Here is a 19,618-nt window from a genome sequence, read left to right on the forward strand (position 1 = left end):
AAAGTTGGTGGGTGCGCTGGCGCCAGGCTCAGGCGGGGATGCCGACGAACACGGCCGAGCCGTCGATCTTCGTCGGGTAGACGTTGACGGGCTGCATCGCGGGAAGGCTCATCGGCTTGCCCGTCTCATAGTTGAACTTCGAGCCGTGCAACCAGCACTCGATGCCGTCGTCGTCGACCTCACCCTCGGACAGGGACACGGCCGCGTGCGTGCACGTGTCATCGAGCGCGTGGATGACGCCGTTCGAGTCCTTCGCGAGGCAGATGACGAGGTCGTCGACGTCGACCTTGATCGCGCCGGGCTGCGGGATCTCCTCGACGCTCGCAAGGTTGACCCACTCGACGTTCTCACTCATGCCTGCTCCTCGACGATCTCCTGCGTCGCCGCGAGCTCGGCCTCGATGGCCTGCATGAGCGGGTCGACGACCTCGGGGACACCGATCTTGTTGATGATGTCCGCGAAGAAGCCACGCACGACGAGACGACGCGCCTCGGCCTCGGGGATACCGCGTGCTTGCAGGTAGAACAACTGCTCGTCGTCGAAACGGCCCGTCGAGCTCGCGTGGCCAGCGCCCTCGATCTCGCCGGTCTCGATCTCGAGGTTCGGCACGGAGTCGGCTCGGGCGCCGTCCGTCAGGACGAGGTTGCGGTTGAGCTCGTACGTCTCGATGCCCTCGGCCTCGGCGCGGATCAGCACGTCACCGACCCAGACGGTACGGGCCGTCTCGCCCTGCAGTGCGCCCTTGTACGTGACGAGGGAGGTGCAGCGCGGCGCGTTGTGGTCGACGAACGAGCGGTGCTCGAGGTGCTGACCGGCGTCGGAGAAGTAGACGCCGAGCAGCGTCGCCTCGCCGCCGGGGCCCGCGTAGCGGACGTTCGAGTTCATGCGGACGATGGCGCCACCGAGCGTCACCGCGATGTGGCGGTATGACGCGTCACGACCGACGAGGGCCGTGTGATCGGCGAGGTGCAGCGCGTCGTCGTCCCAGCGTTGGACGGAGACGAGCGTGAGATCGGCGCCGTCCTCGGTGATGATCTCGACGTTGGCCGTCACCTGCGCGGAGCCGGTGTGATCGAGGATGACGAGAGCCTTCGAGTGGTGCTTGGCCTCGATGACGACAAGGCCGTTGGCGCGCTTGTCGGCGCCCTCACCGTGGATCGTCAGGCGCACCGGCTGCGTCAGCTCCGCCTCGGCGGGGATGACGAGGTGGCTCGCGTCCTGCGTCAGCGCGTGCGCGAGCACCGACGCGCGGTCGCCCGGCGTCAGGACGGTGCCGCGCGGGGCCTCGCCGATCGCGAGCGTGCCGGTCTCGAAACCCTCACCCTCGATCGTGACGCTGAGCGCGTCGTCGTCCGTGACCTTCTCGGCCAGCAGCGGCGAGAGGCGGTCGACGGGGGTGAAGCGCCACTCCTCCTCGCGCCCGCTCGGCACGCCGAAGTCGGCGACGTCGAACGACTTCTTGCGCTCGGCGCGCGACTGGTCCGGCACGAACCCGCCGTCGGTGTGCTGGCCTGCGAGGGTGGCCTGGGAGGTCTTGCCCAGTTCAGAGATCTCGGCGGTCATCAGCCGACGGCTCCTTCCATCTGGAGTTCGATGAGACGGTTGAGTTCGAGCGCGTATTCCATCGGCAGCTCGCGGGCGATCGGCTCAACGAAGCCGCGGACGATCATCGCCATCGCTTCTTCCTCGGACAGGCCGCGGCTGCGCAGGTAGAACAGCTGGTCCTCGGACACCTTCGAGACGGTCGCCTCGTGGCCCATCTGCACGTCGTCCTCACGGACGTCGACGTAGGGGTAGGTGTCGGAGCGGGAGATCTGGTCGACGAGCAGCGCGTCGCAGACGACGGAGCTCTTCGAGTGTTCGGCGCCCTCGAGCACCTGCACGAGACCGCGGTACGACGTACGGCCACCGCCACGGGCGACGGACTTCGACACGATCGTCGAGCTCGTGTTCGGGGCGGCGTGCACCATCTTGGCGCCGGCGTCCTGGTGCTGGCCCTCGCCGGCGAACGCGATCGACAGCGTCTCGCCGCGCGCGTGCTCGCCCATGAGGAAGACGGCCGGGTACTTCATCGTCACCTTGGAACCGATGTTGCCGTCGATCCACTCCATCGTCGCGCCCTCCTCGCAGGTGGCGCGCTTCGTGACGAGGTTGTAGACGTTGTTCGACCAGTTCTGGATCGTCGTGTAGCGCACGCGTGCGTTCTTCTTCACGACGATCTCGACGACGGCCGAGTGAAGCGAGTCGGTCTTGTAGATCGGCGCGGTGCAGCCCTCGACGTAGTGAACGTACGAGCCCTCGTCGGCGATGATGAGCGTGCGCTCGAACTGGCCCATGTTCTCCGTGTTGATGCGGAAGTAGGCCTGCAGCGGGATGTCGACGTGGACACCCTTCGGCACGTAGATGAACGAGCCACCCGACCATACGGCCGTGTTGAGCGCGGCGAACTTGTTGTCACCGGCGGGGATGACGGTGCCGAAGTACTCGCGGAAGAGTTCCTCGTGCTCACGCAGGCCCGTGTCGGTGTCGACGAAGATGACGCCCTTCTCCTCCAGGTCCTCACGGATCTGGTGGTAGACGACCTCAGACTCGTACTGCGCGGCGACGCCCGCGATGAGGCGCTGCTTCTCAGCCTCCGGGATGCCGAGCTTGTCGTACGTGTTCTTGATGTCCTCGGGAAGCTCGTCCCACGTCGTGGCCTGCTTCTCCGTCGACTTCACGAAGTACTTGATGTTCTGGAAGTCGATGCCCGTGAGGTCGCTGCCCCAGTTCGGCATCGGCTTCTTCTCGAAGAGGCCGAGCGACTTCATGCGCAGCTTCTTCATCCACTCCGGCTCGTTCTTGCGGTCCGAGATGTCCGCGACGATGTCGGGGTTGAGGCCACGCTTCGCGGATGCGCCGGCGGTGTCGGTGTCCGCCCATCCGTACTCGTAGCGGCCGAGGTCGGCAAGACCCGGGTTGAGCTCTTCGATGGTGCTCATCGCTGCTCCTTCTTCTGGTGGGCGTCGGTCTGGTCGGGGGTGTCGAGGTGGCGGCTTACGCCGGGCGCGGCGTGCGGTCCTGGCGGGCCGGCGTCCTGCACTCGTGGCACGGCGGGCGTCGGGATGAACGTCGTGCAGACGTGGTCACCGTGCGCGAGGGAGGCCAGGCGCTGCACGTGCACGCCCAGGACCTCGGAGAACGCGGCACGCTCGGCCTCGCAGAACTCGGGGTGGCTCGCCGCGACGTGCTGCACCGGGCAGTGCCCCTGGCACAGCTGTACGCCGGCGAGCGGGGTTCCCTCCGCGACGGGACGCGTCGAGGCGGCAAAGCCCTGACGGGACAGGGCGCGTGCGAGGGCGTCGGCGCGGGCGTCGGGGTCGTCACCGGCGGCCTCGACGGCGGGACGGACGCTGTGGGCCAGCTCGCGGGCACGTTCCTGCGCGACGGCGACGAGTGCCTGCTCTCCCCCGAGCTCGATGAGGTGCTCGATGACCTGCGAGGCGAGAGCATCGTAGCCGTCGGGCATCGCGCCGTGGCCGGCTTCGGTGAGGACGTAGGCGCGCGCAGGGCGACCGCGCCGGCGTGCACCTGTCGTCGGGGCCTCGCGTTCGGCGATGAGGCCGTCAGCGAGCAGAGCGTCGAGGTGACGGCGCATGGCCGCGGGCGTGAGGTTCATCCGCTGCCCCAGCTCGGCCGCCGTCACGGGGCCGTGCTCGGAGACGGCCGTACGGACGCGTTCGCGGGTCGAGGTGGCCGGTGCCGTTGCGTTCGAGGCCGCCTGCTGCGTGCTCACGTTCGTGGGCGTGTTCATGGTCGACCTCCTTCGCGTGAACGGCTCACACCTAAATTAACAACACCAATGTTGCGTAATTCCCTCGGAGAGTGAAACTGAGGTTCACCTCACCTCGACGCGGGAGTCGACGCGCCCGGGCCCGGCGCCGGGTCGCGCGTAGACTTCACGGGTGCCGAAACTGCCCGCAAGCCCCGACGACGGCGCCGCGAGGGCTGCCGTCGACATCCGCGACGTCACGCACGCCTACTCCGGCAACCCCGCCCTGCGCGGGCTGTCGTGGAGCGCTCCCGCCGGTCGAGTGACGGCCGTTCTCGGCCGCAACGGCGCGGGCAAGACGAGCGTCATCGAGATGGCAGAGGGGCTGCGGCGCCCCGATTCGGGCAGCATCCAGGTGCTCGGGGTCGAACCGTGGAACGCCGATGCCGATCATCGCGCGCGCGTCGGTGTCATGCTGCAGGACGGCGGGCTGCCGATGGGAACCAAGCCGATGGCGCTGCTGCGTCACCTCGCGTCGTTCTACCGCGCCCCCCGCGACGTCGACGAGCTCGCCGCGCGCCTGGAGATCCCGTCGTACAACCGCACGAGCGTGCGACGCCTGTCCGGGGGCCAGCGCCAGCGGGTCGCACTCGCGGCGGCGATGGTGGGGCAGCCCGACCTGCTGTTCCTCGACGAACCCACCGCCGGCCTCGACCCGCACGCCCGCCGCGAGGTGTGGGCGATCATCAGCGACGAACGCGACCGCGGCGCGAGCGTCGTCGTCACGACGCATTCGTTCGAGGAGGCTGAACGCCTCGCCGACCACGTCGTCATCATGAACGCGGGAACGTGCGTGGCGCAGGGCACGCTGGATGCGGTCACCCACGGGCGTGACCTCGAGGACGTCTACTTCGACCTGACGGAGGCCGCGCGATGACCCGCCCCGATTCGACCCCGGCGACGTCGGCGTCCTCGACGACATCGATGGCCGAGGTGCCCTCCAAGCGCTCGATGGCTGCTGACGCGACGACCCGGGCGGCTGCGCCCGGCCGACGGATGCGCGCCCAGGCGGCGTTCGAGGGCCGCACGTTGCTCGCGAACGGCGAGCAGCTGCTCGTCTCCTTGCTGCTCCCGGCGATGGCCCTGCTCGGACTGCACTTCGCCTCGACGCCGGATCTCGGCCCGGGGCGCCGGATCGACCTCGCGACGCCGGGCATCCTCGCGCTCGCCGTGGTGTCGACGGCGTTCACCGGCCAGGCCATCGCGACGGGCTTCGACCGACGCTACGGCGTGCTGCGACTGCTCGGTGTGACGCCCCTCGGCAGCCGCGGCTTGCTCGTCGCCAAGGCGGTGGCGGTCGCCGGTGTCGTCGCGGTGCAGACGCTCGTCCTCGGCGGGCTCGGGCTCGTGCTCGGCTGGCACCCGCACTGGGTGGGCGTGCCGCTCGCCATCGTGTTCCTGCTGCTCGCGTGCTGGGTATTCGTCGCGCTCGCTCTCGTCGTCGCGGGCCGGATCCGCGCCGAGGGTGTCCTCGTCGTCGCAAACCTGCTGTGGGTCCTGCTCGCCGTCGGCGGTGGCCTGCTGCTCGCGACCACGCAGTACCCGTCGTGGTGGGAGCCGATCGCGCGCTTCCTGCCCACCGGCGCGCTCGGCGACGGTCTGCGCTCGGCGCTCACCGGCTCGGGACCGCTGGCGCTCCCCCTCGTCGTGCTCGTCATCTGGGGTGCTGTGCTGACGTTCGCCGCGTCGCGGTTGTTCCGCTGGTCCGACTGAAATTTTCCCTGCTGCGTGGCAAGCGAGCCTGTGCCTAGCGCCCACGTGGCTCCGGCAGGTGGTGACGAAGGTCCCCCGCCCCAGGCGCGCCCGGGCGTCCGATCTGTGATGGGCGCCCACTACGCTTGGATGTCGTGACTCACTCCTCCCCGATGACGTCCGACGCGGCCGTTGGCGCCGCGCCCGTCGCGCCTCCTGAATCTCGTCCCGTCAACCCGTGGTTGAAGCGGCTGTTCTGGCTCAACCTGGTCGTCGAGATCGGCATCGTCGTGACGGGTGGGCTCGTGCGTCTCACCGGTTCGGGGCTCGGGTGCCCGACATGGCCGCAGTGCGTTCCCGGCTCGTACACGCCGGTGCCGGAGCAGGAACAGTCCTGGCACAAGTACATCGAGTTCGGCAACCGGACGCTGACGGGCGTCGTCGGTATCGTCGCCATCGCGCTGTGCCTGGGCATCTTCTTCTGGGCTCGCACGCGTCGTCGCCTGCTCCTGCCCGCCGGGTGCGTCGTCCTCGGCATCGTGCTGCAGGCCGTCGTCGGTGGCATCACGGTTCACATGGATCTCAACCCGTTCATCGTGGCCTTGCACTTCATGCTGTCGATGCTGCTCGTCACGGCGTCCGCGTGGCTCGTGTGGCGTGGGCGCGAGGGCGACGGGCCGAAGCGACCGCTCGTGCCGACGCCCATCGCCGTCGTCGCGAAGATCGCCGCCGTTCTCGCGTTCGTCGTTCTCGTGCTCGGCACGATGGTGACCGGTTCCGGTCCGCACAGCGGCGATGCCGACGAGCCCGCCCGCACCGGGTGGGACGCGCGGAGCGTCGCGTGGCTGCACGCCGACGCCGTCATGCTGTTCTGCGGGCTCGTCGTCGCCGTCCTGCTCTCGCTGTTCGTCCTGCGCAGCCCTGCCACCACGCGACGCACCTGGATCGGCCTGCTCGTCATCACTCTGCTGCAGGGCGTGCTCGGCTACGTCCAGTACTTCACGGGCGTGCCGTGGGTGCCGGTGCTGTTCCACATGCTCGGCGCGTGCCTGCTCGTCACGTGGATGACCTGGGCCCTCTGCTGCCTGCGCGAGCGCCCCTGAGACGCCTGCTCCGCCGACTTCCCCTCCACCACGACCCGTCTCATCGCTGGCGGCGGCAATCGTCGGACCTGACCAGGTGGCCGCAAATGTGGACGAAAATCGCAGGGGTGGACATGAATCGCGAGTGTGTCCACCGGACGACGAAGCGGGCCTCACCAGATGGTGGGGCCCGCTTCGTCAGTGAGTCGATGCGTTTCGGTGACTCGGTGTGATCAGCGGATGACCGCGTAGTACCAGATCGGGTCGAGGGCGACGCCGATGAACAGCAGCGTCAGGTAGCTGATCGAGTAGTGGAACAGGCGCATCGGCTTGAGCACCGAGTACGGGGCGCCTTCCTTTGCGCGCTTGAGCAGCATGTGCGCCTCGAGCAGGAACACGGCGCCGGAGACGACGGCGATGACGGCGTAGATCCATCCCATGGGCGCGATCGGGATGAGCGCGAGCGACGTCAGCACCGTCACCCACGAGTAGGCGACGATCTGCTTCCCGACGGTCACGTCCTCGGCGATGACGGGCAGCATGGGGACGCCGGCGTTCGCGTAGTCGTCCTTGAAACGCATCGACAGCGGCCAATAGTGCGGCGGCGTCCAGAAGAAGACGACGAGGAACAGCACGAGCGCCGACCACGACACCGAGTTCGTGACGGCGGACCAGCCGATGAGCACCGGCATGCATCCGGCGACGCCGCCCCACACGATGTTCTGCGACGTGCGGCGCTTCAGCAGAATCGTGTAGAAGCCCACGTACAGCACGATGGCGCCGAGCGAGAGCCATGCGCTCAGCCAGTTGACGAGCAGCCCCAGCCACAGTGTCGCGGCGACGCCGAGCACGAGGCCGAAGATCAGCGCGGCCCGCGGCGTGATCGCCCCCGTGACGAGCGGTCGCCCCTCGGTGCGGTGCATGAGCTTGTCGATGTCGCGGTCGAGGTAGCAGTTGAGCACGTTCGCCGAGGACGCCGACAGCGTGCCGCCGACCAGCGTCGCGACGATGAGCCATGCCTCCGGTACGCCGCGCTCGGCGAGAAACATCACCGGGAACGTCGTGACGAGCAGCAACTCGATGATGCGCGGCTTCGTCAGCGCGATGTAGTCGCCGATCTTCGCCTTGAGCGAGCGGTCACCGACGGGGCCTGTGGCCTCGCGGTTCGGCACGGTCGTGTCCTGTTCGAGCGCTGTCACGGTGTCCTTCATCGGTGCGATCGGGGCAGGCGGACGAGGGTCCGTCTCAGGCCAGTCTACTCAGGGTGACTCGCGACCTCGACGAGGACTAGGCTCGCCTCGAGTTCGATTCCGACACGAAGGAGCCAGACCCGTGACCACGGATCAGTCCACCCCCGAGCGTTCCGACGCACTCGCCCTGCCGAAGGCTGACAAGGCCGGCTGGAGCGACATCGACGTCCGGGCCGTCGACACGGCCCGCCTGCTGGCCGCCGACGCTGTCCAGAAGGTCGGCAACGGCCACCCTGGCACCGCGATGAGCCTGGCACCCGTCGCCTACCTCATCTACCAGAACCTCATGACGTACGACCCCACCGACACCGAGTGGATCGGCCGCGACCGTTTCGTCCTGTCCTGCGGTCACTCCTCGCTCACGCAGTATGTCCAGCTCTACCTGTCCGGTTCGGGCCTCGAGCTCGACGACCTGAAGGCGCTTCGCACGTGGGGTTCGAAGACCCCCGGCCACCCCGAGGTGCACCACACCAAGGGCGTCGACATCACGACGGGCCCGCTCGGATCGGGCCTCGCCTCCGCCGTCGGCATGGCGATGGCGCAGCGCCGTCAGAAGGGCCTGTACGACCCGAAGACGCCGGCCGGCGAGTCGCCGTTCGACCACCACGTCTACGTCATCGCCTCCGACGGCGACATCATGGAGGGTGTGACGGCCGAGGCCAGCTCCCTGGCCGGTCACCAGCAGCTCGGCAACCTGACCCTCGTCTATGACGAGAACTACATCTCGATCGAGGACGACACGAACGTCTCCTTCTCCGAGGACGTCGCCAAGCGCTACGAGTCGTACGGCTGGGACGTGCGCGTCGTCGACTGGCGCGCCTCCGCGAAGGACGGCGGCAAGTACACCGAGGACGTCGACGCGCTGTTCGAGGCGATCGAAGAGGGCAAGAAGGTCACGGACAAGCCGTCCATCGTCATCCTGCGCACGATCATCGCCTACCCCGCGCCGACGAAGCAGAACACGGGCAAGGCCCACGGTTCCGCGCTCGGTGAGGACGAGATCAAGGCGACGAAGGAGCTGCTCGGGTTCGACCCGGAGCAGACCTTCGAGGTCGACGACGCCGTCATCGCGCACACCCGCAAGGCGATCCAGCGCGGACAGGCCGCTCACGCCGAGTGGACGAAGAAGTTCGACGCGTGGAAGTCGGCCAACCCCGAGGCGGCGGAGCTGCTCGAGCGCGTCCAGGCCAAGAAGCTGCCGGCGAACTTCGACGAGGTCCTCCCGGTCTTCGAGGCCGACGCCAAGGGCATCGCCTCGCGCGCCGCGTCCGGCAAGGTGCTCAACGCACTCGCCGACGTCGTGCCGGAGCTGTGGGGCGGTAGCGCCGACCTCGCCGGATCGAACAACACGACGATGGACAACCAGCCGTCGTTCATTCCCGAAGAGCGTTCGACGAGCACGTGGAAGGGCAACCCGTACGGCCGTACGCTGCACTTCGGCATCCGCGAGAACGCCATGGGCATGATCCTCAACGGCATCGAGCTCGAGGGCCTGACGCGCGCCTACGGCGGCACGTTCCTCGTGTTCTCCGACTACATGCGCCCCGCGGTGCGCCTCGCCGCCATCCAGCAGATCCCGTCGACGTTCGTGTGGACGCACGACTCGATCGGCGTCGGTGAGGACGGCCCGACGCACCAGCCGATCGAGCACCTGAGCGCGCTGCGCGCCATCCCGAACCTCAACGTCGTGCGCCCCGGTGACGCGAACGAGACGGCTCAGGCGTGGAAGAAGATCCTCGAGACGACGGATGCCCCGACCGGCCTCATCTTGAGCCGTCAGGAGCTGCCGACGCTCGACCGCTCCGAGTTCGCATCCGCCGAGGGCACCACCAAGGGCGGCTACGTTCTCGCCGACAGCGAGGGCGAGCCGAACATCATCCTCGTCGCCACGGGGTCGGAGCTGTCGCTCGCCGTCGAGGCGCGGAAGGAACTCGAGGCCAAGGGTGTTGCCACCCGTGTGGTCTCCATGCCGTGCCGCGAGTGGTTCGACGCACAGGACGACTCCTACAAGGAGAGCGTGCTGCCGAAGAACATCAAGGCGCGCGTCGCCGTGGAAGCAGGCCACCCGATGAGCTGGTACGACATCGTCGGCACGGACGGTCGTGTCGTCGGCATCGACCACTTCGGCGCCTCGGCCGACGCCAAGACGCTTTTCACCGAGTTCGGTTTCACGCCCGCGAAGGTCGTCGAGGCCGCCGAAGCATCCATCGCAGCTGTCGAAGGAAAGTGATTCATCCATGACTCAGAACGCCAACACCCAGGCCCTGTCCGACGCGGGCGTCTCCATCTGGCTCGACGACCTCAACCGTCCGATGGTCACCGGTGACGAGCTGTCGAAGCTCGTCGAGACGAACAACGTCGTCGGTGTCACCTCGAACCCGACGATCTTCGCGACGGCCCTGTCCGACGGCTCCGCCTACAACGAGCAGGTCGCCGAGCTGGCAGCAGCCGGCCAGGGCGTCGACGAGGCCGTCTTCGCGATCACGACGAAGGACGTCATGGCCGCGTGCGACATCCTGCGCCCCGTCTACGACGCGACGAACGGTGAGGACGGGCGCGTCTCCATCGAGGTCGACCCGCGCATGGCGCGCGACACCGAGGGCACCGTCACCATGGCGAAGCAGCTGTGGGAGACGATCGGGCGCGAGAACTGCATGATCAAGATCCCGGCGACGGTCGAGGGTCTGCCCGCGATCAGCGCCGTGCTCGCCGAGGGCATCAGCGTCAACGTCACGCTGATCTTCTCCCTCGACCGCTACCGCGGCGTCATGAACGCCTTCCTCACCGGCCTCGAACAGGCCCGTGAGAACGGCAAGGACCTGTCGAAGATCCGCTCCGTCGCCTCCTTCTTCGTCAGCCGCGTCGACACCGAGTTCGACGCGCGTCTCGACGCCGTCGGCACCGACGAGGCGAAGGCCCTCAAGTCGAAGGCCGGCATCGCCAACGCGCGCCTCGCCTACCAGGCGTTCGAGGAGGTCTTCTCGACGCCGCGCTGGCAGACCCTCGCCGACGACGGCGCGCACGTGCAGCGTCCCCTGTGGGCCTCGACGGGCGTCAAGGACCCGAGCCTGCCGGACACGCTGTACGTGACCGAGCTCGCCGCGCCGAACACGGTCAACACGATGCCGCCGAAGACGCTCGCCGCGCTCGCCGACCACGGCACGGTCGAGGGCGACCGCATCTCCGGCACCTACGACGAGGCGAAGGCGACGATGGACGCCCTCGAGCACGCCGGCGTCTCCTACGCCGACGTCGTCGACAAGCTCGAGACCGAGGGCCTCGACAAGTTCGAGAAGTCCTGGGAAGAGCTGCTCGGCTCCGTCCGTTCCGAACTCGAGAAGGCAGGCGAGAACAAGTGACCTCCTCCGGTGTCAGCCTCGGCACCGTGGGTGCCGGGGCGGCAGCGATCGACGCTGCCGTCCCGGCGCTCGTCGCCGAGAAGTTCGCGAGCCGACTCTTCGCGCAGGATCCCACGCTGTGGGGTTCCGACGCCGAGTCCGAAGCCGCGAAACGACTGTCCTGGGTGGGCCTCGCCCGCTCATCCCGTCCTCTCGTCGGTGAGATCGACGCGCTGCGCGAGAAGTTCACCTCCCAGGGCCTGACTCGCGTCGTCCTGTGCGGCATGGGCGGTTCGTCGCTCGCGCCGGAGGTCATCTGCGCGACCGCGGGTGTTCCGCTCGTCGTGCTCGACTCCTCCCAGCCCGACATGGTGCGCACCGCCCTCGCCGAGGACCTCGAGCACACCCTCGTCGTCGTCTCGTCGAAGTCGGGCTCGACGGTCGAGACCGACAGCCAGCGTCGCGTGTATGAGCAGGCGTTCGAGGACGCGGGCATCGACCCGACCGAGCGCATCGTCATCGTCACCGACCCGGGTTCGCCGCTCGACGAGAGCTCGCGTGCCGGCGGCTTCACCGTCGTCAACGCCGACCCGAACGTCGGCGGGCGCTACTCGGCTCTCACCGCCTTCGGTCTCGTCCCCTCCGGCCTCGCCGGCGCGGACGTCGAGGCCCTGCTCGACGAGGCCGAGTCCGTCACGGACCTGCTCGCCGAGGACGACGGGGCCAACCCGGGCCTACAGCTGGGCGCCGTGCTCGGGGGCACCTCTCCCCTGCGCGACAAGGTGATCCTCGCCGACGCCGGGACGCAGATCCCGGGCTTCGGTGACTGGATCGAGCAGCTCATCGCCGAGTCGACGGGCAAGGACGGCAAGGGCCTGCTGCCCGTCGTCGTCGGGCGTGACGAGCCCTCGAGCCTCGCCGCGGACGAGAACCTGGTCCTGCTCACGGCCGAGGACGACGAGCGCACCCCTGAGGGCGACTCCGTCACGACCGTCTCGGGTTCGCTGGGCGCGCAGATGCTGCTGTGGGAGGTCGCGACGGCCGTCGCCGGCCGCCTCATCGGCATCAACCCGTTCGACCAGCCGGACGTCGAGTCGGCGAAGGCCGCGGCGCGCGAACTGCTCGACGCGGGCATGGGCGCCGCTGATGCTCCTGCGTTCGTCGACGGCGCCGTTGAGGTTCGCACGGCGGGCCCCGACTTCCTCGCGGGCGCCGACACGCTCGATGCGGCGCTCCAGGCGCTCGTCGCACAGCTGACGCCGACGGGTTACCTCGCCGTCATGGCCTACCTCGACCGTCTCGCCGACACCGAGCTGGCCGCGACGCGCGCGCCGCTGCAGAGTGCGCTGGAACGACCCGTCACCTTCGGGTGGGGCCCGCGCTTCCTGCACTCGACCGGCCAGTACCACAAGGGCGGCCCGGCGAACGGTGTGTACCTGCAGATCACGACCGTCCCCGGCGAGGATCTCGCCGTGCCCGGGCGCGACTTCACCTTCGGGCAGTTCTGCGATGCGCAGGCCGGTGGTGACGCCTCCGTCCTCGCCGACCACGGCCGGCCCGTCCTGCGGCTGCACCTCGCCGACCACGACGCGGGCCTGAAGCAGGTCGTCGCGGCCCTGACGAAGATGTCCGGAGGCGAGGCTCGGTGACGCCGCCGACGGAGATCTCCAAGGGCCACAACCCCCTGCGTTCCAAGGAGGACAAGCGCCTGCCCCGCATCGCCGGGCCCTGCAGCGTCGTGCTCTTCGGCGTCACGGGTGACCTCGCCCGCAAGAAGCTCATGCCGGCCATCTACGACCTGTTCCACCGTGGTCTGCTGCCACCCGGTTTCTCCCTCGTCGGCTTCGCCCGACGTGACTGGGAGGACCAGGACTTCATGCAGATCGTCAAGGAGTCGGTCAAGGAGCGTGCGCGCACGGGCTACGACGAGGAGGTCTGGACCAACCTCGCCGACGGCATCCGTTTCGTCCAGGGCACCTTCGACGACGCCTCCGCCTTCGAGAACCTGGCGAAGACGCTCAAGGAACTCGAGGACAGCCGCGGCACCGAGGGCAACACGGCCTTCTACCTGTCGATCCCCCCGGGATCGTTCGCGCAGGTCTGCGAGCAGCTCGAGACGGCCGGCCTGACGAAGCCGAGCGAGACGAAGCCGGACGCGTGGCGCCGCGTCGTCATCGAGAAGCCCTTCGGGCACGACCTCGAGAGCGCGCGCGAGCTCAACGCGATCGTCGAGAGCGTCTTCCCGCCCGACTCGATCTTCCGGATCGATCACTACCTCGGCAAGGAGACGGTGCAGAACATCCTGGCGTTCCGTTTCGCCAACCAGATGTTCGAGCCGATCTGGAACAACAACCACGTCGACCACGTGCAGATCACCATGGCCGAGGACATCGGCATCGGTGGCCGCGCGGGCTACTACGACGGCATCGGGGCGGCGCGCGACGTCATCCAGAACCACTTGCTCCAGCTGCTCGCCATCACGGCGATGGAGCAGCCGCTGACCTTCGACGCGAAGGATCTGCGCACGGAGAAGGAGAAGGTGCTCGCCGCGGTGAAGCTGCCGCAGGATCTCGCGGCCTCGACGGCTCGCGGGCAGTACGCCGAGGGCTGGCAGGGCGCGGAGAAGGTGCCCGGCTTCTTGCAGGAGGAGGGCATCAAGCCCGACTCGCAGACCGAGACGTACGCCGCCGTCAAGCTCGGCATCAACACGCGGCGTTGGGCGGGTGTGCCGTTCTACCTGCGCACCGGCAAGCGACTCGGCAAGCGCGTCACCGAGATCGCCGTCGTATTCAAGAACGCGGTGACCCCGTTCGACGAGAACCAGACCGAGGAGCTCGGCCGCAACGCCATCGTCATCCGGGTGCAGCCCGACGAGGGCGTCACGATGCGGTTCGGTTCCAAGATTCCGGGCTCGAACGGCTTCGAGGTGCGCGACGTGACGATGGACTTCGGCTACGGCTCGGCGTTCACCGACTCGAGCCCGGAGGCGTACGAACGTCTCATCCTCGACGTGCTGCTCGGCGATCCGCCGTTGTTCCCGCGGCACGAAGAGGTCGAGTTGTCGTGGAAGATCCTCGACCCGATCGAGAACTTCTGGGCCTCGCTGGATGCGCAGCCCGATCAGTACGAGTCGGGCACGTGGGGGCCGCAGAGCTCTGACGACATGATGGCCCGCGACGGACGCCACTGGAGGATGCCGTGATCGTCAACCTGGACAAGACGTCGACGACGGAGATCTCCAAGAAGCTCGTCCAACTGCGCAACGAGGTCGGCTCGATGACGATCGGGCGTGTCATGACGCTCGTCGCCGTCTGCCGCGGTGAGGACGTCGAGGAGTCGCTGCACGTCGCGGCGGAGGCCACGCGTCTGCACCCGAGTCGCATCATCGCGCTCGTCGCCGACCCGGATGCCGCCGACGCGTGGCTCGACGCCGAGATCCGTCTCGGCGGCGACGCCGGTGCATCCGAGATCATCGTGCTGCGTCTGCACGGTGACCTCGCGCAGCACGGCGCGTCGGCCCTGACGCCACTACTGCTCGCCGACTCCCCCGTCGTCGCGTGGTGGCCGATGGAGGCCGACGAGAACATCGGTGAGACCCCGATCGGTCGGATGGCGCAGCGTCGCATCACCGACGCGTCGCTGTCGGCCGACCCGCGCAGCGAGATCCTGCGCCGCGCGATGCACTACACCGCCGGCGACACGGACATGGCGTGGGCCCGGACGACGCGCTGGCGCGGCCTGCTCGCGGGGGCACTCGACGTGCCGCCGTACGAGCCGGTCACGAAGGTCATCGTCACCGGAGCGAGCGACTCGGCCTCCACCGACCTGCTCGGCGGCTGGCTCGGCGTCGAACTCGGCTGCCCGGTCGAGCGTCGACTCGGTGAACCCGGTCTGGGCCTCATCAGCGTCGAGCTGGAGCGTGCTTCCGGCCCGATCCTGCTGACGCGTCACGGTGAGCAGGCGATCCTGAGCCAGCCCGGCCAGCCGGACCGTCAGATGGCGCTGCAGCGCCCGGACGCGGTCGCATCCCTCGCCGAGGAGCTGCGGCGCCTCGACAAGGACGAGGTCTACCGTGACGCCCTCGTGCGCGGCCTGCCGAAGCTCGCCGCCGAGGACGACGCGTGAGCGCTGCGAACGTCGAACGACGCGTGGCGGCGACGAAGGCTGATCTGGCCGACGCGATCGCCGAACGCCTGCGGGAGGTCATCGCCGACGCGGTGGCCTCCCGGGGCGTCGCCCACGTCGTCCTGACGGGCGGGTCGATGGGTGAGGCGAGTGCGCGAGCTCTCGCCTCCCTCGACGACATCGACTGGGCGCACGTGCACCTGTGGTGGGGCGACGAACGGTTCCTGCCCGCGGGGGACGCCGAGCGCAACGAGACGCAGGCTCGGGTGGTGCTCATCGACGTCGTCGGCGTGCCCGCGGCGAACGTGCACGCCATGGCGGCGTCGGACGGCCCGGACGGTGACGACCTCGACGCGGCCGTTGCGCGTTACCGCGACGAGCTGGCCACGGTGGCGCCACGGTTCGACGTCGTCATGCTCGGGATGGGTCCGGACACGCACGTGGCGTCCCTGTTTCCCGGGCACGCGACGACACGCGTCGACGACACGAGCGTCGTGGCGGAGAACGACTCCCCCAAGCCGCCGCCGCAGCGCATCAGCCTCACCTTCCCTGCGCTCAACGCGGCGCGCGAGGTGTGGCTCATGATCGCAGGGGCCGACAAGGCAGACGCGGTGCGCGCCGCGTCGACTTCGACGGATCGAACCGCTCACCCGGCCTCCGGCGTACACGGACGCGAACGCACGATCTGGTGGCTCGACGAGGCGGCAGCCGGGCCCGGCGCCTGAAGCACCCATCCAACGCGACGAAGCTCGTCACCTCCCGCTGGAGATGACGAGCTTCGTCGCGTCGGCGCTCATGGGCGCCGATGGAATCCGTCAGTTGAAGCGTTCGACGAGCCCCAAGCCGATGATGGCGAGGATCCAGATCGTCGCAGCGCCGACGGTGATGCGGTTGAGGTTGCGCTCAGCGCGCGAGGATCCGCCGAGGTTGGCGCCGGAGCCACCGCCGAACATGTCGGACAGACCGCCGCCGCTGCCCTTGTGCATGAGGATCAACAGCACGAGAAACAGGCTGCTCAGCACGAGCAGGCCCTGCAGCAGGATCTTGACAATGTCCACGAAGAAATCTCACCTCACGACGGGGCGGGCGTGAGCCCGCGCGAAATCAGCCCCCAGCGTACCGCGTGCCCGAGCCTCAGGCGTTCTGGTAGGTGCAGATGCCGATGAAGTCGTCAGCGACGAGCGACGCGCCGCCGACGAGGGCACCGTCCACGTCGTCCCCGGCCATGATCTCCGCGACGTTGCCCGGCTTCACCGAGCCGCCGTAGAGAACGCGGACCTTGTTCGCGAGTTCCTGGTCGAACGCGTCGGCGAGGGCGACGCGGACGGCGGCGCACACCTCCTGAGCGTCGGCGGGCGTCGCGACCTCGCCGGTGCCGATGGCCCACACGGGCTCGTAGGCGACGACGAGCGTCGACGCCTGCTCGGGCGTGAGACCGGCGACGGCGGCGCGCACCTGGGCGACGCAGTGCTCGACGTGCTCGCCCGCCTGACGGACCTCGAGCGGCTCACCGACGCACAGGATCGGCGTGAGGCCGTGACGGTACGCGGCCTCGACCTTCGCGCGGACGATCTCGTCCGTCTCACCGTGGTACTGACGGCGCTCGCTGTGACCGACGCACGCGTAGGTGCAGCCGAGCTTCGCGAGGAATGCGCCCGAGATCTCACCGGTGTACGCGCCCTCGTCATGCTGCGACAGATCCTGTGCGCCGTAGACGAGCTTGAGCTTGTCGCCGTCGACGAGCGTCTGCACCGAACGCAGATCGGTGAACGGCGGCAGGATGGCGACCTCGACGGCCCCGAAGTCGTGGCGCTTGTCCTCCAGGCCCCACGCGAGCTTCTGCACGAGGTGAGTGCCCGCGAGGTGGTCGAGGTTCATCTTCCAGTTGCCCGCCATGAGCGGCGTGCGCGTGTTCTTCGTCGAAGCCATGCCGGCTTCCCCTTTCACGTTGATCGGATACCGCGAACCCCGCCCCCGCCGAAGCGACGGAGGCGGGGCTCGCAGCTGTGGAGGTCAGATCAGCCGAGCACGGAGATCCCCGGCAGTTCCTTGCCCTCGAGGTATTCGAGGCTCGCCCCACCACCGGTGGAGATGTGCCCGAACTGATCGTCGGAGAAGCCGAGCTGACGCACGGCGGCGGCCGAGTCGCCACCACCGACGACGGTGAGGGCACCGTTCTCGGTGGCCTCGACGAGCGCCTGCGCGACAGCCTTCGTCCCGGCGGCGAACGGCTCCATCTCGAACGCGCCCATCGGGCCGTTCCAGAACACCGTCTTGCAGTCCGTCAGCTTGCTCGCGTACAGCTTCGCCGACTCCGGGCCGATGTCGAGACCCATCTGGTCGGCCGGGATCGCGTCGATCGAGACGACCTCGTGGCCCTTGTCGGCCGCGAACTCCGGCGCGACGACGACGTCGCTCGGCAGCACGATCTCGACGCCCAGCTCCTTGGCCTTCGCGATGTAGCCCTTGACCGTCTCGATCTGCTCGGTGTCGAGCAGGCTCTTGCCGACCTCGTGCCCCTCGGCCGCGAGGAAGGTGAACACCATCCCGCCGCCGATGAGCAGCCGATCCGCGGTCTGCATGAGGTTCTCGATGACGGCCAGCTTGTCGGCGACCTTCGCGCCACCGAGGACCACGGCGTACGGACGCTTCGGGTTCTCGGTGAGCTGCTTCAGCACCTCGACCTCGGTCTTGACGAGCCCACCCATCGCCGACGGCAGCAGCTGCGCCACGTCGTAGACGGACGCCTGCTTGCGGTGCACCACACCGAAGCCGTCGGAGACGAACACGTCCGCCAGTGACGCGAGCTGCTCGGCGAACTTCTTGCGCTCGGCCTCGTCCTTGCTCGTCTCGCCAACGTTGAAGCGCAGGTTCTCGAGCAGGGCGACGTCGCCGTCACCGAGGGATTCGACCGTGGAACGCGCCGAGTCGCCGACCGTGTCGGTGGCGAACGCCACGTCCTGACCGAGCAGTTCCGACAGGCGCCCGACGACGGGCTGCAGCGAGTACTTCGCCTCCGGCTCGCCCTTGGGGCGGCCCAGGTGCGCGACGACGACGACGCGAGCGCCGGCCTTCGTCAGCTCCTGGATCGTCGGGACCGATGCGCGGATGCGGCCGTCGTCGGTGATCGTCGAACCGTCGAGCGGGACGTTGAGGTCGCTGCGCAGCAACACTGTCTTGCCGCGCAGATCACCCAGATCGCTGATGGACTTCACGCCTGACCCCGATCAGAGGGAGGAGCCGACGAGCGTGGTCAGGTCGACGAGGCGGTTGGAGTAACCCCACTCGTTGTCGTACCAGCCGACGACCTTGACCTGGTTGCCGATGACCTTCGTCAGACCGGAGTCGAAGATGCAGGAGGCCGGGTCAGTGACGATGTCCGTCGAGACCAGCGGGTCCTCGGTGTACTGCAGGTAACCCTTGAGCGGGCCCTCGCTCGCGGCCTTCTTGACGATCTCGTTGACCTCTTCGACGGTCGTCTCGCGCGGAGCCTCGAACGTCAGGTCGGTCGCCGAGCCTGTGGGGGTCGGCACACGCAGCGCGTAACCGTCGAGCTTGCCCTTGAGCTCCGGCAGCACCAGCGCGACGGCCTTGGCGGCACCCGTCGAGGTCGGAACGATGTTGATCGCGGCGGCGCGGGCGCGACGCGGGTCGCTGTGCGGCGCGTCGTGCAGACGCTGGTCACCCGTGTAGGCGTGGATCGTCGTCATGAGGCCACGCTCGATGCCGAGGCCGTCGTTGAGAGCCTTGGCCATCGGGGCGAGGCAGTTCGTCGTGCACGAGGCGTTCGAGATGATCGTGTGCTTCGACGCGTCGTACTGGTCGTCGTTGACGCCCATGACGATCGTGATGTCCTCGTTCTTCGCCGGGGCGGAGATGATGACCTTCTTCGCGCCACCGGTGAGGTGCGCCTTGGCCTTCTCGGCGTCCGTGAAGAAACCGGTGGACTCGATGACGACGTCGGCGCCGACCGAGGCCCAGTCGAGCTTCGCCGGATCCTTCTCGGCGAACGCGGCGATCTTCTTGCCGTCGACCGTGAGGGAGTCCTCGTCGTAGGAGACCTCGCCGTCGAAACGGCCGAGGATCGAGTCGTACTTGAGGAGGTTGGCGAGCGTCTTGTTGTCGGTGAGGTCGTTCACCGCCACGATCTCGACGTCTGCGCCCGAGGCCTTCACGGCCCGAAAGAAGTTGCGGCCGATGCGGCCAAAGCCATTGATACCAACGCGGACGGTCACTTGAGGACCCTGCCCTTCCCTAGGAATCGAGTGCTCACGCGCCCAGAAAGGCGCGAGGTCTTTCAACACCTCCACCCTATGACAC

Annotated in this window: 18 protein-coding genes; 9 read left to right on the forward strand and 9 right to left on the reverse strand. The window is 68.5% G+C overall.

Annotated features, from left to right (window positions below; translation table 11 throughout):
* Nucleotides 1-28: 28 nt before the first annotated feature.
* From EDC82_RS07365 to EDC82_RS07380, 4 genes are read right to left on the reverse strand one after another with little or no spacing between them, the layout of a single operon-like run.
* On the reverse strand, nucleotides 29-355 hold the full coding sequence (locus tag EDC82_RS07365) for a non-heme iron oxygenase ferredoxin subunit (protein WP_006945472.1): 327 nt from the start codon (nucleotides 353-355) through the stop codon (nucleotides 29-31).
* On the reverse strand, nucleotides 352-1,563 hold the full coding sequence (gene sufD / locus EDC82_RS07370; protein ID WP_131941061.1) for a Fe-S cluster assembly protein SufD: 1,212 nt from the start codon (nucleotides 1,561-1,563) through the stop codon (nucleotides 352-354). Before sufD ends, EDC82_RS07365 begins: the two co-directional genes overlap by 4 nt.
* A complete protein-coding gene (sufB, locus tag EDC82_RS07375; RefSeq protein WP_006945377.1) occupies nucleotides 1,563-2,981 on the reverse strand; it encodes a Fe-S cluster assembly protein SufB in 1,419 nt (472 codons plus the stop codon). The genes sufD and sufB overlap by 1 nt, the downstream gene beginning before the upstream one ends.
* The gene (locus tag EDC82_RS07380) at nucleotides 2,978-3,793 is read right to left on the reverse strand and encodes a metalloregulator ArsR/SmtB family transcription factor (RefSeq protein ID WP_074045300.1); all 816 of its coding nucleotides are present in this window, start codon (nucleotides 3,791-3,793) and stop codon (nucleotides 2,978-2,980) included. The genes sufB and EDC82_RS07380 overlap by 4 nt, the downstream gene beginning before the upstream one ends.
* Nucleotides 3,794-3,944: 151 nt before the next feature.
* Here EDC82_RS07380 and EDC82_RS07385 point away from each other — a divergent pair, with 151 nt between their 5' ends.
* The 3 genes from EDC82_RS07385 (at nucleotide 3,945) to EDC82_RS07395 (ending at nucleotide 6,606) form a co-directional block, all read left to right on the forward strand.
* Complete coding sequence (locus EDC82_RS07385) at nucleotides 3,945-4,688, forward strand: ABC transporter ATP-binding protein (RefSeq protein WP_115296206.1); 744 nt, start codon at nucleotides 3,945-3,947, stop codon at nucleotides 4,686-4,688.
* Nucleotides 4,685-5,524 (forward strand): ABC transporter permease, encoded by an 840-nt coding sequence (locus EDC82_RS07390; protein WP_083607145.1) that lies wholly within the window; start codon nucleotides 4,685-4,687, stop codon nucleotides 5,522-5,524. Before EDC82_RS07385 ends, EDC82_RS07390 begins: the two co-directional genes overlap by 4 nt.
* A 134-nt stretch (nucleotides 5,525-5,658) precedes the next feature.
* The gene (locus tag EDC82_RS07395; protein ID WP_235006156.1) at nucleotides 5,659-6,606 is read left to right on the forward strand and encodes a heme A synthase; all 948 of its coding nucleotides are present in this window, start codon (nucleotides 5,659-5,661) and stop codon (nucleotides 6,604-6,606) included.
* Between the two features lie 212 nt (nucleotides 6,607-6,818).
* Here the strand turns inward: EDC82_RS07395 and EDC82_RS07400 are convergent, their stop codons facing one another.
* Entirely contained in the window at nucleotides 6,819-7,796 is a 978-nt protein-coding gene (locus EDC82_RS07400) for a heme o synthase (protein ID WP_074045298.1), read from the reverse strand.
* 121 nt (nucleotides 7,797-7,917) lie between these two features.
* Here EDC82_RS07400 and tkt point away from each other — a divergent pair, with 121 nt between their 5' ends.
* The 6 genes from tkt to pgl are packed head-to-tail and all read left to right on the forward strand — an operon-like array spanning nucleotide 7,918 to nucleotide 16,023.
* Nucleotides 7,918-10,065 carry a transketolase gene (gene tkt / locus EDC82_RS07405; protein WP_074045297.1) on the forward strand — a complete coding sequence of 716 codons (2,148 nt, stop codon included), beginning with the start codon at nucleotides 7,918-7,920 and terminating at the stop codon, nucleotides 10,063-10,065.
* Nucleotides 10,066-10,072: 7 nt separating this feature from the next.
* Complete coding sequence (tal, locus tag EDC82_RS07410; RefSeq protein WP_074039352.1) at nucleotides 10,073-11,194, forward strand: transaldolase; 1,122 nt, start codon at nucleotides 10,073-10,075, stop codon at nucleotides 11,192-11,194.
* On the forward strand, nucleotides 11,191-12,822 hold the full coding sequence (locus EDC82_RS07415; protein WP_131941065.1) for a glucose-6-phosphate isomerase: 1,632 nt from the start codon (nucleotides 11,191-11,193) through the stop codon (nucleotides 12,820-12,822). Before tal ends, EDC82_RS07415 begins: the two co-directional genes overlap by 4 nt.
* Complete coding sequence (gene zwf, locus EDC82_RS07420; protein ID WP_200829289.1) at nucleotides 12,819-14,375, forward strand: glucose-6-phosphate dehydrogenase; 1,557 nt, start codon at nucleotides 12,819-12,821, stop codon at nucleotides 14,373-14,375. The genes EDC82_RS07415 and zwf overlap by 4 nt, the downstream gene beginning before the upstream one ends.
* Nucleotides 14,372-15,298, forward strand: a complete 927-nt coding sequence (locus EDC82_RS07425; protein WP_006945474.1) for a glucose-6-phosphate dehydrogenase assembly protein OpcA — start codon at nucleotides 14,372-14,374, stop codon at nucleotides 15,296-15,298. The genes zwf and EDC82_RS07425 overlap by 4 nt, the downstream gene beginning before the upstream one ends.
* Entirely contained in the window at nucleotides 15,295-16,023 is a 729-nt protein-coding gene (gene pgl, locus EDC82_RS07430; RefSeq protein ID WP_006945379.1) for a 6-phosphogluconolactonase, read from the forward strand. Before EDC82_RS07425 ends, pgl begins: the two co-directional genes overlap by 4 nt.
* Before the next feature lie 90 nt (nucleotides 16,024-16,113).
* On the opposite strand, the gene secG is transcribed toward pgl, so the two are convergent.
* The 4 genes from secG to gap form a co-directional block, all read right to left on the reverse strand.
* Entirely contained in the window at nucleotides 16,114-16,356 is a 243-nt protein-coding gene (gene secG / locus EDC82_RS07435) for a preprotein translocase subunit SecG (protein WP_006945467.1), read from the reverse strand.
* 76 nt (nucleotides 16,357-16,432) lie between these two features.
* The gene (tpiA, locus tag EDC82_RS07440) at nucleotides 16,433-17,227 is read right to left on the reverse strand and encodes a triose-phosphate isomerase (RefSeq protein ID WP_006945363.1); all 795 of its coding nucleotides are present in this window, start codon (nucleotides 17,225-17,227) and stop codon (nucleotides 16,433-16,435) included.
* 89 nt (nucleotides 17,228-17,316) lie between these two features.
* On the reverse strand, nucleotides 17,317-18,513 hold the full coding sequence (gene pgk, locus EDC82_RS07445) for a phosphoglycerate kinase (protein ID WP_006945461.1): 1,197 nt from the start codon (nucleotides 18,511-18,513) through the stop codon (nucleotides 17,317-17,319).
* A gap of 12 nt (nucleotides 18,514-18,525) precedes the next feature.
* Entirely contained in the window at nucleotides 18,526-19,533 is a 1,008-nt protein-coding gene (gap, locus tag EDC82_RS07450; RefSeq protein WP_040014658.1) for a type I glyceraldehyde-3-phosphate dehydrogenase, read from the reverse strand.
* Between the last annotated feature and the right edge of the window lie 85 nt (nucleotides 19,534-19,618).

Origin of the sequence: Dermacoccus sp. SAI-028, assembly GCF_004346775.1 — a bacterium.
GTDB lineage: Bacteria > Actinomycetota > Actinomycetes > Actinomycetales > Dermatophilaceae > Dermacoccus > Dermacoccus nishinomiyaensis.